Annotated in this window: 12 protein-coding genes; 8 read left to right on the forward strand and 4 right to left on the reverse strand. The window is 47.1% G+C overall.

Translation table 11 applies throughout. The features are described 5' to 3' along the window. Window positions 1-20 precede the first annotated feature (20 nt). Window positions 21-584, reverse strand: a complete 564-nt coding sequence (locus KOE27_RS10780; RefSeq protein WP_215238891.1) for an RNA polymerase sigma-70 factor — start codon at window positions 582-584, stop codon at window positions 21-23. A gap of 70 nt (window positions 585-654) precedes the next feature. On the opposite strand from KOE27_RS10780, the gene KOE27_RS10785 reads away from it, so the two are divergent. Next, the gene (locus KOE27_RS10785) at window positions 655-795 is read left to right on the forward strand and encodes a hypothetical protein (protein ID WP_215238892.1); all 141 of its coding nucleotides are present in this window, start codon (window positions 655-657) and stop codon (window positions 793-795) included. Window positions 796-1,018: 223 nt separating this feature from the next. Then, window positions 1,019-3,064, forward strand: coding sequence for a tetratricopeptide repeat-containing sensor histidine kinase (locus KOE27_RS10790; protein WP_215238893.1), 2,046 nt, complete (start codon window positions 1,019-1,021; stop codon window positions 3,062-3,064). Window positions 3,065-3,203: 139 nt separating this feature from the next. Here KOE27_RS10790 and KOE27_RS10795 read toward each other — a convergent pair whose 3' ends face one another. From KOE27_RS10795 to KOE27_RS10805, 3 genes are all read right to left on the reverse strand, one after another. Then, window positions 3,204-3,683 carry an ankyrin repeat domain-containing protein gene (locus KOE27_RS10795; RefSeq protein ID WP_215238894.1) on the reverse strand — a complete coding sequence of 160 codons (480 nt, stop codon included), beginning with the start codon at window positions 3,681-3,683 and terminating at the stop codon, window positions 3,204-3,206. Between the two features lie 181 nt (window positions 3,684-3,864). After that, window positions 3,865-5,964: a glycoside hydrolase family 36 protein gene (locus tag KOE27_RS10800; protein ID WP_215238895.1), complete on the reverse strand. Its 2,100-nt coding sequence runs from the start codon at window positions 5,962-5,964 to the stop codon at window positions 3,865-3,867. 121 nt (window positions 5,965-6,085) lie between these two features. After that, window positions 6,086-8,137 (reverse strand): right-handed parallel beta-helix repeat-containing protein, encoded by a 2,052-nt coding sequence (locus tag KOE27_RS10805; RefSeq protein ID WP_215238896.1) that lies wholly within the window; start codon window positions 8,135-8,137, stop codon window positions 6,086-6,088. A gap of 491 nt (window positions 8,138-8,628) precedes the next feature. On the opposite strand from KOE27_RS10805, the gene KOE27_RS10810 reads away from it, so the two are divergent. The 6 genes from KOE27_RS10810 (at window position 8,629) to KOE27_RS10835 (ending at window position 16,684) form a co-directional block, all read left to right on the forward strand. Beyond that, window positions 8,629-9,324, forward strand: a complete 696-nt coding sequence (locus KOE27_RS10810; RefSeq protein WP_215238897.1) for a hypothetical protein — start codon at window positions 8,629-8,631, stop codon at window positions 9,322-9,324. Between the two features lie 138 nt (window positions 9,325-9,462). After that, on the forward strand, window positions 9,463-10,284 hold the full coding sequence (locus KOE27_RS10815) for an alpha/beta fold hydrolase (RefSeq protein ID WP_215238898.1): 822 nt from the start codon (window positions 9,463-9,465) through the stop codon (window positions 10,282-10,284). A 178-nt stretch (window positions 10,285-10,462) separates the two neighbouring features. Beyond that, window positions 10,463-10,744 carry a hypothetical protein gene (locus KOE27_RS10820; protein ID WP_215238899.1) on the forward strand — a complete coding sequence of 94 codons (282 nt, stop codon included), beginning with the start codon at window positions 10,463-10,465 and terminating at the stop codon, window positions 10,742-10,744. A gap of 201 nt (window positions 10,745-10,945) precedes the next feature. Then, entirely contained in the window at window positions 10,946-12,724 is a 1,779-nt protein-coding gene (locus KOE27_RS10825; RefSeq protein ID WP_215238900.1) for an ATP-binding protein, read from the forward strand. A gap of 39 nt (window positions 12,725-12,763) precedes the next feature. After that, complete coding sequence (locus KOE27_RS10830) at window positions 12,764-14,209, forward strand: BNR-4 repeat-containing protein (RefSeq protein ID WP_215238901.1); 1,446 nt, start codon at window positions 12,764-12,766, stop codon at window positions 14,207-14,209. Window positions 14,210-14,341: 132 nt separating this feature from the next. Continuing rightward, window positions 14,342-16,684 carry a glucuronyl esterase domain-containing protein gene (locus tag KOE27_RS10835; protein ID WP_215238902.1) on the forward strand — a complete coding sequence of 781 codons (2,343 nt, stop codon included), beginning with the start codon at window positions 14,342-14,344 and terminating at the stop codon, window positions 16,682-16,684. Window positions 16,685-16,737 lie beyond the last annotated feature (53 nt).

The following is a 16,737-nucleotide window of genomic DNA, read 5'->3' on the forward strand; positions in this document are numbered from 1 at the left end:
ATACCGTCGTGCAATTTTTTTTAAAGCTGGTAATAGGCTATCCTTTCCCTGATTCTTTTTAATGCTGTACTGATCTGATTACGAACCGTCTGATGCGATAAATTCAACATCCCCGCAATTTCCACCCCCGACAGGTTCTCATCCCGGCTCAGCATATAAATCTTACGCATCTGATCTGGCATGCCCGCTATTTCTGCCTCAATAATCACATTGAGTTCCTCTTCTTCCAGTCCCCCGCCAAAGTTAGGCTGAACGGAAGATACTTCTTTAAGATACTGAATATAATGCTTATCCCGGATCTGGCGGGCGTGGAGCTGATTGTAAACTTTATTCCTGACCGCCGTGAAAAGATAAGCCTGAATAGAAAGGGGTGTAACAATATCTCCCTTTTTAGCCCAGAGATTCACAAATACTTCCTGAACACAGTCCTGAGCTTCCTGGTCACTCTTCAGGCGGACGTAGGCAATGGCGTAGAGCTTTTTCCAGTAACGTTCAAACAATAGATCAAATGCTGCCAAACTGTCCCCGGTCCCCAGTTGCCTGAAGAGATCATGATCCGTGGATGCATTTGAAAGGGCTGTCATAGCTTAAGACTATCTCGTTCGCAATTCACAAAAATAGAATTATTTAAAAAAATTTAATAATTAAAAAATTATGAATCCACCCAATGCCAACGCATCCATCTGGACGAAACAAGGAATGATCGGTTCCAGACACGGTTCAATATTTCATCTTCCGGCTTTCACGTCAGGCAGCAGCCGTTTTAAATCAGCCATTTATGCCGACATGCCCTAACAAGATACCTGATGCCGGGTATTGCTTGCATGCTAATAAAATTTAAAAAAATGCTGAATTAAAAGTCACATCCCAGCAATTACCCGGGGATACCTCCACAGAGTACCAACTATTGTATAAATAAGTCATCATTTTACGTAGTACTTATTACAAATTTATTTTACTTTAATCCCGAATACACAGCTATTGTAAATCCAGACAGAACTCCTCTATCATTCGTTTTATGTTGAAATTCTTCTTTTATCTTTTTTTAACTGGTTTATGGATATCAACTTCTTGCAAAAACACAGGGAATGCTGGCAGAGATCATGTGGCGTGGGCGGATACGGTTGCAGAACACTCCCTGAATCTGATGAGCGGCACCGAACCTGCTTCGGCTATCCGATATCTTGATTCGTCCTATGCCACACTTTCTGATCCGGGGATCACTGATCTTTGGAAAAAATATAATTTAAAGGTAGGTTACTACACCCACTATGAACGTGACCTGCAAAAAAGAAGGATGTATGTTGACAGTATGCTGCTGGTCCTGAAAAAGGTACCTGGCCGATACGAGGAGGAATATTCACATTCTCTTTTCCTAATGGCCGGTTTGCTGCAGGAAGAGAAAAAATATAACCAGGCCTTCCAGATTTACTATCAGGGAAGAAACTTTGCAAGAGCCCACCTTGAGAATTGCAGTTTGAGTGAATTCAGTAACGCCCTGGGGATTATCCGATACAAACAGGAGCAGTACACAGCGGCCATTCCTTACCTGAGACAGGCCTTTCAGGAAATTGAATCGTGCGACAATCCGTCGTTTGAGATTAAATTTATCCATGCACAGAGCATCCTCAATACAACAGCCCTGTGTTTTCAGAAGTCCAACATGCCTGACTCTGCCGTAAAATATTACAATCGTGCGATTCATTTTATTATTTCAAATCAGAAATTATATCCGAATAAACAGAATTTCATGACCATGGCACGTGCTGTGGTGGAAGGGAATCTGGGTGGCGTGTACGCCCAGATGGGCCGGTTTGATGAAGCCGAAAAGCACTTGCTTACCAACATCAGCCTCAACGACCGCCCCGGGTTTGGAATAGAAGATGCGCAGACGGCCAAACTCAAACTCATCCGTTTGTATATAGACCACAATTTATTATCCAAAGCCAGCAACTTGCTAGACCAACTCGGAGCAGACCTGTCATCAGGAAGAGGCAAAAGCATTGCACATGCTGATATCTGGGAAAACTGGTACCATCTGAAATGGCTGTATTACGATAAAACCGGTGATATCGTAGCTGCCTATCGGTTCTCCAATAAATACCATACTTACCGCGACTCGCTTGATCACCTGCAGAAGGGAATAAAGGAGGTAGACATGGATCAGGTACTCAGGGAGCAGGATCAGAAATACAAGCTGTCGCTGCTGGAAAAAGATAGTCAATTGAAAACAACATACGTCATCGGGTTGTCTACCGTACTGGCAATGGCTTTATCACTTTCGCTGGTGATCTGGCTATACTATCATCGTTCGCGAACCAACGTCAGAAATCTTACGGCTGTCAACAACCAGATGCAGCAGGCGTTATCCGCACTGGAAAACAGCCAGCTTGAGAATTCGAAGCTCATGAAAATCGTTGCCCATGACCTCAGGAATCCTATCGGAGCCATGGCGTCGGTGGCTGACATTATGCTGCTCGACGACCATCGTTCAGACGGAGACCGGGAACTGCTGAAACTGATCAAAGATGCGGGAAACAACTCCCTTAACCTGGTTGGCAACCTGCTCCACATGAACAGTACACCTGAAACAAATTTCAATAGGGAGGATGTAAATCTTCAGGATCTGGCACAGCAATGTGCTGATATGCTGGCGATTAGGGCCTCACAGAAACAGCAGGAAATTATGCTTGACCTCAAACCGGTCATTCTCCGGATCAATTATGAGAAAATGTGGCGGGTAGTTAGCAATCTGATTTCCAACGCGCTCAAATTCAGCCCCTCCGGAAGCAAAATTTATTTATCCATCCAAACAAGCCCGCAGTACGCTACCCTCACCGTCCGGGACGAAGGAATAGGAATACCTCCGGAATCCGGAAACAAAATATTCGATGCCTTTACCCGATCTAAAAGGAATGGTACTGCCGGGGAGGAATCCTTTGGCCTGGGCTTGTCCATCACCAAACAGATCGTAGAAGCCCACGGTGGCACAATACACTATGAAAGCGACGGCCATTCAGGTACCGCTTTTATTATCCAGCTGCCTATGAATACAGCGGTTTAAGCCGGAAAAGAAGGTAAGGCATTTCCCCTGCCGGTCATGTGGCTGTTGTCATCACCCAGGTACAGGATACCCGGTATCAGTACAGGAAGATCTGTCAGAATAATAACTCTGGCCACTATCCTGCCTATTTACCAGCAGTTTATTTTCCCAGCTTTTGCTGAATCAGGCCTATGATTTCTTTACGGTTTTTGGATCTGGCGAAATCCAGCGGGGATTTTCCGTCGTTTGAAAGCAAATGTAAATCCGCGTTGGCTGCCAACAGCAATTTTACGATTTCCACGTTATCCTGCCAGATCGCATCGTGAAGGGCGGTGTAACCGTTATAGGGACCTTGTTTGTTGATGTCAATATGATATTCTATCAGGAGCCGGGCGGCTTCGGTGCGGCCTGCATAAGCAGCCGCATGGAGCGCAGTGGCTTTCATTCCCGGATCAACGGCACGGACATCCGCACCCGCTTCGAGGAGCAATTTAACGATCTGGTTGTATCCCTTGTAAGCAGCAATAACCAGCGGGGCATCGTGGTTTGAATCCAGCTCATCCACATCCGCCCCGTTCTGAATGAGCTGTTCCACGAGCGAAATATTATTTTTATTGATGGCATTCATTAAAGCTGTCATATCCGATGAGTATTTTAATAAAGTAAATCCGTTGAATGTTAAAGTTCTTTGCTATTGTCCCCTGAGGAATCAGTACCTGGCAAAAGTACTTCACAACTTCAGAATCCAACAGGTACCTTTCCATTTGTCTCATGAAATTTTATTATCCGGTTTTCCCCGACCCGAATCTAAAACTACCCGATCAGTCAACTTTTTTGTAACTGATCAAAGCAGATCCCGGCCTGGTTTTAATTTGCAACGGGATGCCTTTGCTCAGGTCTGCACCTTTAATAATCTTTTTCTCTCCGGTATCTTCATTCCACCATTCGTAGTTCGCGTCGGCCTGCAGGCCGCCAGGTTTAACAAGTATGGTCTCCTGCTGATTTCCTGAGCGCCGGAACCCTACCACGATCCCATCCTGAGAACCGGGCCGGTGCATTTGATAAGCCAGCCAGACATCGTCGCCGGTATTGTCCCCAATGCCTGTAAGCGGATAGTAGTCGCCATAATAAAATGGCCTAAGCCGTTTAAAATCCCTGACCGACCGCTGCATTTCAGGAATGGTCACCTCGCTACCGGTGATTTTCCAATTAAGAACCAGCGCACTGCTCAGGCTCGACCTGAAAGTTAACGGGTCGGTTTTGGCAAATACCCCGGTACCGTGTAACGGCAAGAAAAAATTAAGTCCATAAGAATGACTCTGATAGCCGTTCGGCTCGCCATAATGATAGTCGGTACGCCACAAGGGCGCACTTCTTGAGGTAGTTTCCAGGTCAATCCGACGGCCACCGCTGGCGCAGTTATCTATCAGCAGTTCAGGAAAACGCACCAGCAAACTGTCCCAGTAGGCATACAAACCTTCGATATGCCTAATTTCCGTCATTCCTGTCCGGTCGGGTGCATCAGCCTGTTCCCAGTAAGGCATGGGATCCATGTTAAAATCCTGCCGGTAATAATCGATACCTTCTTTTTTGATCAGATCGCTGATGTAGTCGGTCATCCAGATACGCGCCGCCGGATTACCCAGATTAAACAGCCGATCCGCTTTTTTGGGATAAGAGAGCAAAAACTCAGGATGTTCTTTCTCTATCTGCGTCCCTTTATGCACGCGCTCAGGTTCAAACCACACCATAAATTTAGCACCCACCGCATGAACCGCGTCCGAAACGGGTTTGAGACCATTCGGAAAACGCTCCTTGTCAACAGACCAGTTCCCGACATTCTGCCACCATTGTCCGTTTTCGCCCATGCCGCAGCCGGTATACCACCCGGCATCCAGCCAAAAGACCTCCGGAACAATTCCAAACTGCTTGTATCTTTTTACCAAAGAAATGGCATAATCCTCTGTAAGGCAGCTATACTCGTTGCAAGGAGGCGGATCACCCCAGTTAAAACCTCCCGAGAGGGGATATTCCGCAAACTTCCCATTGATTTTTCGGGAATGGTGCGCCAGCATGAACTGCCTGAAAAGATTGTTCCCTATCAACCTGTCGGCACCTTCCCAAAACAGCAGGCTCACGCGGGGCGTACGGATTTTTTCCTGGGGGAACAACCTCAGTTTCATCCTCTCCATTCCCGATTTCAGCAACAGTTTTTTCGAGGCGTTCAGATTGATATCCGCAAACCATTTGCCCGTCCATCCGATGGCCGCCATCATTCCCTTTTGGTCGGGAGTGCTGATATTGAAAAAAGGCATGGCGCCCCGGTCCGAAGAGCGGCCCCCTCCTGTTGTCAGGTAAATATTCCTGCCGGGATGAATCGTACTGTCAATGGCCGCAAAATCCGACTTTTTTGCATCAGAGGCTGACGCATAGTGCAAGGTAAATTTCCCGTTTTGAGCATACCCAAAAGACTGATCCAGTACGTATACCTTTTCCAGCAAAGGAGCATTGGCAGCTGCGTTATTGCTTATCTCGAGTACCCACTCTACGGCCTGAAAATCATTAAAGCCGGTAACATTGCATTTCACTACCAGGCCCTGACCGGGTTCGGTGTAAGTAAAAACATAGTCGGTTACAGGGCCGGTGGTAACGGCCTTTTCAGCTTTGAATTTCCATTTACCAATGAAAAGCCGTGAATCCCTCCCGCCGTATACGAATGAGAACGGCGGTACTTTCCCTTTGGCGAAATTAGCCAGGACCCATTGGTCCACGGTCTGCGCCCGACCGGATGAGACAGCCTCGGAAGGTCGGGCCGCAAGTGTCGCAAGTAAAAATAACAATATCCTCATATACGCCTGGGATGTTTTCATCATAATATCTGACAATCTCAAAAAAGACATCGCGTTGCTGTTTGATTTCATAAATTTTTCCTGAAAATCATTTATGTAAAAATGGGGGGAACAACCTTTGCTGCCATCCGCTGATCCCTATATCTGTTTTAGTTTCTATCAAAAATGGGTTTATCATAAAACAAGGTGCTGGTTAGTCTATGACCCACCGGTTCCCCTTTGGCCCCATCTCTGCATAAGGAATGGGTTGCAATCCTGTGGCTTTCAGATAACCGCTGTCACAAAACGTACCCAGTTCCTTCCCATCACTTTTAACAGAGGTATTATTGGATTGTATCTGAATGGCCTTATCCCTGAAAAAAACCTTTTCACAATCAACCAGCAGATTGTTGACCACGGTGTTCACATCGGCATTGTCACGGATCCCTTTCAGATCAGGATATCTCGTTTGGTACAATTCTGAGCGAATATCAACCTCCTCATATAATTTCTTCTGTATGACCGGAGAATCCAGCGTTTCCAGCCACCGCTTAGTACCCCAGGTCGAAAAACTAACGCCCGCAGGGCATTTAAAAAACAGGTTGTTTTCCACGCGGTTATCTTTGCCTCCGTGTATCTGTACAGCCCCAAAATCACGTGCACCGCATTGCTCAAAAATATTACCGTAGATGGTGAACCCGGAAATCATGTCATCCAGCCTTACCCCCGCTGCCCCATGCCGGGTTCCACCTGCAATATGAGCCCAGTGGTTATACCTCACAATGTTTCCCCGGTAACCGGGATTATAAAAGACATCCAGCCCGCCCTGGTCATCCGACTCATTGACGACGTGGCTCACCTGGTTATATTCCAGTACAATATCATTGCCTTCCAGCCGGACGGCGGACGAGGAAGAATAACGGAAACGGTTATGACTAAGCCGCATGCCACAGCCTTCTATATATACTGCGGGCTGATATGTTCGCTTGAAAAGCGAAAAATTTTCGACTACTGTATGTTCCACAAAATGACCGGCAGGGACAAGTGTCTTACGATCACCTCCTTTCACCTTCATACCTCCGCAACCCAGCGTCCTGAGCAGACAACCAGCTATACCGATACCGCTCCCTTCTTCCACATGAATACCATCCTTACCAAACCTTTCGACCCGGCAATCGGAAATAAGGCAATTGTTACTTTGCCTGATCCTTATGGCACTTCCCCTGCCTTCTTCAAAAGCCAGGCCACGCAAAGACAAGTTGGTACAATGCTGCATTTCTATCATAAAGGGGGCAGAGAAAACCGACAGACTTACCTCCGCCCTGGAAGGATTCACACCGGTGGGCGGATACCAGTACAGCAGCCCGGTAAGCCTGTCCAGGTACCATTCTCCGGGTGTATCAATTTCGCAAAAGAGGTTTAATCCAAAGTAACGGAGGCTGTCTTTATAACCATACCCGTGGTAAGGCTCACGGATGTGGATGCCTTTTTCCAGGGTATCTATATGCGAAACTTTTTGAAACTCCTCGCTCCAGTCCCAGTACCAGTAGCCTCCCAGCCGCACATCACTTTCCAGGGCCCAGCGATCCTGGCGCTGATCCAGATATTCGAAATCGCCTTCTTTTGTACCTCTTTTAGCCACATAGGTTGCTGGCAGTGCCGTCTTGCCCATTACCTTTCCTGCCTTAGTGAGCCCCGTATTGGGCCAGCGGGCAAGTGTCTGCACCTGACCACTCAGGAAAAGCTCAGGCCGGAGGCCCAGGTCGGTGGCATCTCCAAACTCCGAGATACCGGCTTCCCTAAGATCAGTCACATACACCTTGCCATTTACAGCCGGATCGAGCTTTTTTAACATTTCCTTATTTTGAAGGACCTTCCAGCTTTTCAGTTTCCTGCTCCCCGAAAAAACAGGTTGCTGGTTCTTTTCAGCCTCATAAACGACGGGGGCATTTTCGCTTCCGGAATCTTCCGCAGCAAACAATACCGGCTTTTCCAGCGCATATACTCCCCCGCCCACAAATACTTTAACCGGCCTGTCACGGTTCACTGTACGCAACTTACGCACCCGTTGCCTGGCTCCTTCCAATGTTTTTAAAGGAGACTTTTTGGTACCCTCACCGCTATCAGAACCTTTGGGGGAAACGTATAATACTATTTCTCTGTCTTCCCATTTTCCGGCTGCAATCCGGGAGTTGCCAGCAAAGGTGTCCTGACTAAGCCACAATCCAAAACATAACAATAATAGAAGCAAAGGTTTTTCTTTCATTGGATAAATCCTGATTAATTCACAAACGAGCCCGAAGGGTGGCTCTTTAAACAATTCATTACGGTAAAGAATATATATCCCTGTACACTGCATGGCAGTAAAAGCAAGTATATTTCCTGCGTTTTTAACCTATATAGTTAAAGAATTCAACGGTTTATGCAAACCTCTCGTCCGACACACTGGAAAGCGTTGAATTTCCGAGCCGTTTGATTGACAACGGAACTGACCCTGTCACCATAAAGAAAAAAGTCCGGCGGGTATAACCTTTTATATCCATTATTTTATAAAAGAGGCCACATTCCCGCTGCTGTGTATATCAAACTGCTTATAATACTGCCAATTGTCGGCTGCGGGCTTAGCAACGGGAGTTTTTTTATGACAGGAGGAAAATTACGCTCCCCTTTTCAAACTATTCACCATTTGTTACATTTCATTACAACCTATTTTATCTTCCGGGAGTCTGGGTTAAAGTAGCTAACCCAACCCTTTGTATGAAACACTTTATTATTATTGGCACTTCGCTTCTTTTATGCCTGGCAAACGCCGGATGCAGGATGGAAACCGCCGGACCCGAAATTACCGGCCCTGAGCCGCCTCCGCCAGCTGTAAAGCTGTTGTCACGCGACAGTATCACTACAGGCACCTACCGGGGCATTGCTATTAACAGCACTGACGACGCCACATTTGCCATTTTGGAAGATTACCGGCAAAAGGGAGTAGCGAGCTACCAGGGAGCAGTTCATAATTATTTTGCCGATGTTAGCGACCTCAAAGAGCGGCTTCCGTTTTTTGACTATCTGACGCTGGACGAGCAGACAGATACCGATTCCGGTGTGCAGATCAGCCTCGTAGCTGGCCGTGTAACAGAGATCGCGCTGAACAACCGCACAGCACTGAAGCAATGGCCTCAAACTTCTGATTCCACTGAGGCCATCCGGATCGGGGATGAAGGTGAAGTACTATATAACAAGCTGGTTGCGCTCAGCACGCAAAGTGCGTTTGCTCCCAAATTTCAACGCATCACACTTTTGGCGAAATATTCTTATGCAATATATGACCCTGCCAAAGCAAGTTTACCATGGAATATTACCTTCCAAGTAGAGCCCGATATCAGTGAAGCGGCTACGGTGCATTTCAAGAAAAAAAAGGTACAGTATATCATCGTAAATCGCTTTCAGAGATTGTAAGGATACCTATCCGGAAACTCCCGAAGGAACAATGGGCTTGCCCATCCTTTGAAACTAAAACAGCGTATTCGGCCCGTTTTTTCGTTCAAAACAGGTATATTACGGCAAACTTTGTTCATCATCATCAAATCCAACGACATGAGTAAGATCACTGTAAAAGACGGTACCGAGATTTATTACAAAGATTGGGGAACCGGTCAGCCCATTGTTTTTCACCACGGCTGGCCTTTGTCCGGCGATGATTGGGATACCCAAATGATGTTTTTCCTGAATCAGGGATTCAGAGTCATTGCACACGACCGGAGAGGGCACGGGAGGTCGTCACAAACGGCGGAAGGAAACGATATGGATACCTATGCTGCTGACGTGGCCGAGCTTACGCAAGCACTTGACCTTAGGGATGCAATCCATGTGGGACATTCAACGGGCGGTGGTGAAGTAATTCGCTATGTTGCGAAATACGGGCAGGGCCGCGTGGCCAAAGCGGTACTGGTCAGTGCGGTTACACCATTAATGTTAAAAACCGAGGACAATCCGGATGGGATACCCATGTCCGTATTTGATGAAATACGGGAAGGTACTGCCACAAAACGGTCGCAGTTTTTCCAGGATTTTACGATGCCTTTTTATGGGTTCAACCGTGAGGGCGCGACCATATCGCAGGGAATACGGGATAACTGGTGGCGGCAGGGAATGATGGGCGGGATAAAAGCACATTACGACTGTATCAAGGCTTTCTCCGAAACCGATTTCACCGAAGACCTCAAAAGTGTGGATGTACCGGTCCTGATCCTTCATGGCGAAGACGACCAGATCGTTCCTTTTGAACTGACGGGTGCACGGGCGGTAAAACTGGTAAAAAATGGGAAACTCATCTCCTACCCGGGTTTCCCTCACGGTATGCCGGCAACAGAGGCCGCTACCATCAATGCGGATCTGCTGGCGTTTATCAGGGAATAACAAATTATAAATCAAAACATTACAAAATAACGGATTGGTCACTCTGGCAGTAACCGATCCGTTATTTTTTACCAGGAAATTGTTTTTATATTTGGCATACTTAACCGGCAATTATTTGCCTCCTTGACCCCGACAATAATCTGCTCACCTTCGGAGAAAGCAGATAAAAATAACCACCATGCCCCGAAGACAGTACTCAAAAATGATATTGGCCACCTTCCTCTATGGAGGAATCGTATTGATGTTTCTGGCGGCAGGAATGTTCATTTATGGCGTACATATGTTTACCTACCGCGGGCAGTTCAGTACATGGGAAAAAGACATCGGTGAGTTTTCCTTTCTTTTTTGGCTTCCAACGCTTCTTTCAGGACTAATCTCAACCATGATCAGCATTTCGATCAGAAATTCCATAGGAAGAAAAGCAGGCCGGAAGCAGCCCGAAGGTACCAAAGATTTGTGAATCAAAGGATTCTTGTCAAATCCATCATTCAGGATTGGGGTCGCGCCTGACCTGCATTCACATCAGCAGACGCTCCAGAGTAACGTGTCCTAACGTATAGGTCATTCCGAAAGTCTCTTTTTGATATTTAGTATTCCTTTTTAGCGAAAAATCTACTTCAAATCGTTAATTTGCGGACTCCTCTATCGAATTGGTTTAACATTGATACAAAATAATTTCTACCGAAAGACCAAAAACGATCCAGACGGCTTACAGGATCTTTGGGAAAAGGAATTCGAAGCGAATTCCCTGCTCGGCCACAGGATATTTTGTTTTACGTCTTTTATAGTCTATCCTTTAACGGCTGTCGTTTACTACCTCAACGGAAATCCCGATTACAAGTCTATTCTGCTGACACAACTTATCAGCAGCAGCCTTGTATTGGCCGTTACTATTCTCCATTTCAAAGGAAAAATAAACGGCCAGAATGCCTCTTTTATCAGCCGGATGCTGCTTGTTGTTTTTCAGTCCATTATTCTGGCCCGTTTCGAAACCGTTTATTATTATAGCCTGAACATCAATCTTACCCTCCAGCTGATATTTTCGGTTTGGGTGCTGCGTTGGAAATGGAGTTACGCTTTAACAAGTTCCCTGACCACCATCGTATTTTTCTCGATTGCTCTTTACAGCAGCGGAGCCGATGTGCTCGTCCTGTTTTTAAAAGAGGGAGGGATGTTTTACTTCATCGGACAAAGCGTTTTTCCATTGATACTGCAGATGCGGTATACCCGGCAATACCGGGAGTTCATCTATTTCCACAGCCTGCAAAAGCAAAATAAGGAGCTCGAAAAACAAAATGAGCTGGCCCGGGAAGCTACGCAGGCAAAAACAGACTTTCTCTCCATGATGAGCCATGAGATCCGGACTCCGTTGAACGGGATTGTGGGTATTATTCACCTGATGCTCCAGGAAGACATGAAGACCGACTTCCAGAGAGAACTGGTGGGAACACTTAAATTTTCGTCGGATCACCTGATGGCGGTGGTGAACGACATCCTGGATTTTAATAAAATCAACTCCAATCACGTCAAGCTTGCCCAGGAGTCCTTTGACCTCTCCCTGCTGCTTAAAAATCTGCAGAAAACATTTATTCCCAAGGTACAGGAAAAGCACCTGGACCTGATTTTTGAAGTTGAACCGACTTTGCCTCCACAGCTGAACGGAGACCAGGTCCGCCTGAACCAGATCATTACCAACCTGATACACAATGCCGTTAAGTTTACAGAGAAAGGTTTTGTAAAGCTCACTGTTAAAGAAGAGAAAAGAGATGAAAGCCGGATAACGCTGCGCTTCGACGTCCGTGATTCGGGAATAGGTATTGCCCCGGAAGACCAGCCGACCATTTTTGAAATTTTTACCCAAAGTAATACCGAAGCCAACCGCAGCAACAGGGGGACCGGCCTTGGGCTTGCCATTACTAAAGAACTGCTGCGACTTTTTGGAAGTGATATCAAACTGGAAAGCGAACCGGGAAAAGGATCAAGTTTTTCATTTTCGATCGAATTTCCATATTCTGCCCAACCGCTGGTGAAGGAAAAGCCTGCCGGAATTAAAGTTGCTCTTCCAGAAGCCCGGATTCTGGTTGTGGATGATAATGCGATTAATTTATTGCTGGCTACGAATTTGCTCAAAAAAGTTGGACTGCAGTATGACAAAGCCGAGAACGGAGCCGAAGCCGTTGAAAAATTCAGAGAGAGAGGATACGAAATGATACTGATGGACCTTAAAATGCCTGTGATGAACGGCTTTGAGGCAACCCGGCTGATCCGTGAACAAGGCTCACTGGTACCCATCATTGCGCTAACGGCCTCCGCCTTTACCGATGAACGTGAAAAGGCGCTGTCCAATGGTTTCACGGGCTATCTGGTTAAGCCCTTTCTTCCAAAGGATTTCTACGATCTTATCTTTACTTTTCTGAATACTGAAGAGCAAAAGCACTAAATTGAAGTATTTTATCAGCCGTTTAAAAATAAAAAATCAATGAAATCTTTCGGCTTCTTCCTCTGCATGCTAGTCACCTTCAACCTGACATGGGCGCAACAGGTACACCCGGATCTTCAATATGCAAAAGCTGAGCTCATTCAGCAACGAGCCAACGGCTTCAAGGGAATCTGGTATATGAATCAGCCTTCAAACGATGAGTATGTTTACAAATACAGCGGGGGACTGGCCGTTTATCCCGCTAATCACCGCCCCTTTGCGATTTACTCCAAAGAGGCAAAAAAGACGTTTTTCTGCTTCGGAGGTACCGACGATTCCAATTCAACCTTGCTACATAATGTTTCTTACTTCGATCATCAAACTGGAAAAGTAGCAAACCCCGTCATACTTCTGGACAAGAAAACAACAGATGCCCACGACAATCCCGTTATTTCGATCGATGACAAAGGATATCTGTTTATTTTCTCCACATCACACGGAGTAGCCCGGCCCTCCTATATTCACAAAAGCAAAAAACCTTACGATATTACCTCCTGGGAAACGCTCCCTGCTACGGAACTGGTAAACGGAAAGGAGAAACCGTTTGACAACTTTTCTTATTTCCAGGTATATCCCGTGAAGGGGAAAGGGTTTATAGCGCTGTTCACAAAGTACAATCCTAAGGGGCACCGGGTCATTGGGTTCAATACCAGCAAAGATGGCCAGCACTGGAACGAATGGAAAATACTGGCGCATATAGAAGATGGCCACTACCAGATCAGTACGGAACAGAATGGGAAAGTCGGGGTGGCATTTGATTATCACCCCAAAGGAAAAGGGCTGAATTACCGTACGAACCTGCAATACCTCGAAACCCCGGATTTTGGGCAGACATGGTTGAATATTCGGGGAGAACAGGTACAGCTGCCTCTAACCGAAAGTAATAATCCCGCAGTAGTCCATGATTACGCGAGTGAAAAGCTGAATTGCTATCTGCTGGATATAACCTTCGACAAAAAAGGGAAACCGGCCATCCTGGTGATATCCAGCAAAGGATATGAAGCAGGCCCCCGTAATAACCCCAGGGCATGGACACTTTACCGATGGCGGAACAAAAACTGGGAGCACCATGTGGTTACCACATCCGACAACAACTACGACATGGGATCTATTTATGTGGAGTCGGACAAGGTACTGAAAGTAATAGGGCCCACGGTAGACGGCCCGCAGGCATATAATCCGGGTGGTGAAGTGGCCATGTGGCTCAGCAAGGATGCCGGAAAAACCTGGATCAAAGAAAAACAGATGACCCGGAACAGCAAGATGAACCACTCCTATGTCCGCAAACCGTCCCAGGCAAGTCCCGATTTTTACGGTATCTGGGCTGACGGACACGGGCGTAAACCTTCGGAATCAAATCTGTATTTTACCAATCACAAAGGTGATGTCTTTCAGTTGCCAAGGCATAGCAACGATGACATGATCACTCCACAACTGGTAAAATAAACCATACCTGAGGTGATCATAACGAAACATTTGGATACCACTGTTATTATTCCTATTTTCGGGTACGTACCCGATACTCTTCATTCCCTACTATTCCTGAAACCCTGAAAGAGCCGTTAACCAGACATCTCAATGGTCAAGTATTCCAAATTCCGGATCACATCTTTACTGTTAATCCTTGGACTGAGTGGCCAGCTTGCCGCTCAGTCTCAAATAAGCCGCCGGCAGCAGTATTTGCAGGAAAGTTTGAGAATCAACGAACCCAAAGACCATCGGCATCCCATCAGCCGCAGGGTAACGATCCAGGATAGCACCTGGCTTGATTGGCTCCACAGAACCAACGAGTTGCCTCCTGATTTTTCCCAGATGCCCTCCATCCCGTTCCTGCCCGACCCGCTTACAACACAACGGAACGGCAAATCTTACGCAATCAAAACAGTGGATGAATGGAATATCCGGCGCCAGTGGATCAAAAGGCAGTTTCAGCACTGGGTATCCGGTACTGTACCTCCCGCCCCCGACAACGTTAAAGCCCGGACCCTGTCGGAGAAAACGGAAGGAAGTACTAAAATTCAGATGATAGAACTGACTTTCGGCAAAGACGGCCAGGCTAAAATGACATTTGAACTGATGATCCCTGCCGGTACCGGCCCATTCCCTGTTTACATGACTCCCTGGACACACCGCAATTGGGCTCAGCTTGCCGTCAGACGGGGTTACATGGCTTGTGTTTATGCAGGAGCCGATTCCAGGGATGATACCCAGGCTTATCAGGCGTTGTATCCCGCCTATGATTTTACCGCGCTGATGCGGAGGGCATGGGGTGCATCCCGGGTGATTGATTACCTGGTCACGCGCCGGGATGTCAATAGCGCTCAGATCGCCATCAGCGGGCATTCCAGAAATGGCAAGCAGGCTTTGTGGGCAGGAGCATTTGACGAACGTATTGCTGCCGTTGTATCCAGCAGTTGCGGAACCGGCGGGATTACCCCCTGGCGGATGAGCGACCCCCAGCATACCAATCAGACGCTGGACGACATCACCTCCAACGCTGCACACTGGTTCCACCCAAGACTACGCTTCTTTTTTGGCAGGGAAGATAAGCTTCCCATTGATCAGAACCTGCTGATCGCCCTGATTGCGCCCCGGAACGTTCTTTTTCAGTATTCAACGGCTGAGCAGCAGCTCAATCCGTGGGCCAATGAACAATGTTATTATTCTGCACGTAAGGTTTTTGAGCTAATGGGTGTGGCTGACCGCATTGCCCTCGCACCACGCATGGGTGAACATGCGGTTGCCGCCCGGGATGTGGAACAATGTATCGACTTTCTGGATACGCGCTTTGGACGCAGAAATATTCCATGGCAGAGAAACCTTTTTTTCGATTTCCGTTACACAGAATGGGCAGCCGCGCACAAACGCGATTCGGTGGATGCTTTAAACAAAAAACCGTTACACTTACAGGTACCGGCAACGACGGCCTCTTTGAAAAAACAAAAAGATGATATTCTGGAAAACATTCAATGGCTGCTGGGTACCGAACCCTCAGGCGTGAAACCAGACCTTGTTGCAGTTACGGAACCTTCCAGGGTTGACTGGATGGACCGCATCACCGGAAGGCCCGTCGTGAAAGGTACCAAAACCGAATACATAGGCCCCTATACTGCTATTGGCGATCATATAGCCGCAACGATCTATTATCCTACAGACTCATCCGGGGCAAAGAAACTGAGGTCCAACGGAAAGATACCCGTGATCATTTATTTACATCAATACGCCTACGCGCATGGGTATGCCCATGGATACAGTACAGAGAGACAAGGCAATAGTAAATTGTTCCAGACGATGACCGACCAGGGTTTTGCTGTTATGGCACTCGATCTGTTTGGCTTCGGGACCAGAATGCAGGAGGCAACCTATTTCTACAAACGTTTTCCCGAATGGTCAAAAATGGGAAAAATTGTGAGTGATACCAGAGCATGCATAGACGCCCTTGAGACCTTTGAGGTCATAGACAAAGACCGCATATTTTTGCTGGGCAATACGCTGGGCGGACAAGCCGCCCTGCTCACGGCTGCCATGGATCAACGCGTAGCCGGAATCGCAACGGTGGCCGCCTTTTCACCCTGGCGGGCTTCCGATAGCCGTTATGAGAGTATCCGTAGCCTTTCGGATTGGCATGGACTGCTCCCCCGGCTCGGTTGGTATGCCCACCGGCCCCAGCAGGTTCCGGTTGATTATGCAGAGATCATCTCCTGCATCACTCCCCGTCCGTTGCTTGTCATCGCTCCTGAAATGGATAGATATAGCAATATCAAAGCTGTCAGAAGCGAGCTCGCTCTGGCAAAGAAAGTATATCACGAACACCAGGCAGCCGAAAATCTCAGAACCTATTTCCCGTTGGAGATCAACCGGATCACGCTGGATATGCATGCCCGCATTACTGACTTTTTTAACGAAGTATCTATCAAATGAAGATGGAAACCATCAGCTCTCTTGTACATGGTACAATAATATTACATATCTAA

Origin of the sequence: Dyadobacter sp. CECT 9275 (assembly GCF_907164905.1) — a bacterium.
Lineage (GTDB): Bacteria > Bacteroidota > Bacteroidia > Cytophagales > Spirosomataceae > Dyadobacter > Dyadobacter helix.

What these genes read in the sequence shown, in the direction of transcription:
- KOE27_RS10780 (WP_215238891.1), bottom strand. Translation starts at nt 584, where the DNA reads ATGACAGCCCTTTCAAATGCATCCACGGATCATGATCTCTTCAGGCAA.
- KOE27_RS10785 (WP_215238892.1), top strand. Translation starts at nt 655, where the DNA reads ATGAATCCACCCAATGCCAACGCATCCATCTGGACGAAACAAGGAATG.
- KOE27_RS10790 (WP_215238893.1), top strand. Translation starts at nt 1,019, where the DNA reads ATGTTGAAATTCTTCTTTTATCTTTTTTTAACTGGTTTATGGATATCA.
- KOE27_RS10795 (WP_215238894.1), bottom strand. Translation starts at nt 3,683, where the DNA reads ATGACAGCTTTAATGAATGCCATCAATAAAAATAATATTTCGCTCGTG.
- KOE27_RS10800 (WP_215238895.1), bottom strand. Translation starts at nt 5,964, where the DNA reads ATGAAATCAAACAGCAACGCGATGTCTTTTTTGAGATTGTCAGATATT.
- KOE27_RS10805 (WP_215238896.1), bottom strand. Translation starts at nt 8,137, where the DNA reads ATGAAAGAAAAACCTTTGCTTCTATTATTGTTATGTTTTGGATTGTGG.
- KOE27_RS10810 (WP_215238897.1), top strand. Translation starts at nt 8,629, where the DNA reads ATGAAACACTTTATTATTATTGGCACTTCGCTTCTTTTATGCCTGGCA.
- KOE27_RS10815 (WP_215238898.1), top strand. Translation starts at nt 9,463, where the DNA reads ATGAGTAAGATCACTGTAAAAGACGGTACCGAGATTTATTACAAAGAT.
- KOE27_RS10820 (WP_215238899.1), top strand. Translation starts at nt 10,463, where the DNA reads ATGCCCCGAAGACAGTACTCAAAAATGATATTGGCCACCTTCCTCTAT.
- KOE27_RS10830 (WP_215238901.1), top strand. Translation starts at nt 12,764, where the DNA reads ATGAAATCTTTCGGCTTCTTCCTCTGCATGCTAGTCACCTTCAACCTG.
- KOE27_RS10835 (WP_215238902.1), top strand. Translation starts at nt 14,342, where the DNA reads ATGGTCAAGTATTCCAAATTCCGGATCACATCTTTACTGTTAATCCTT.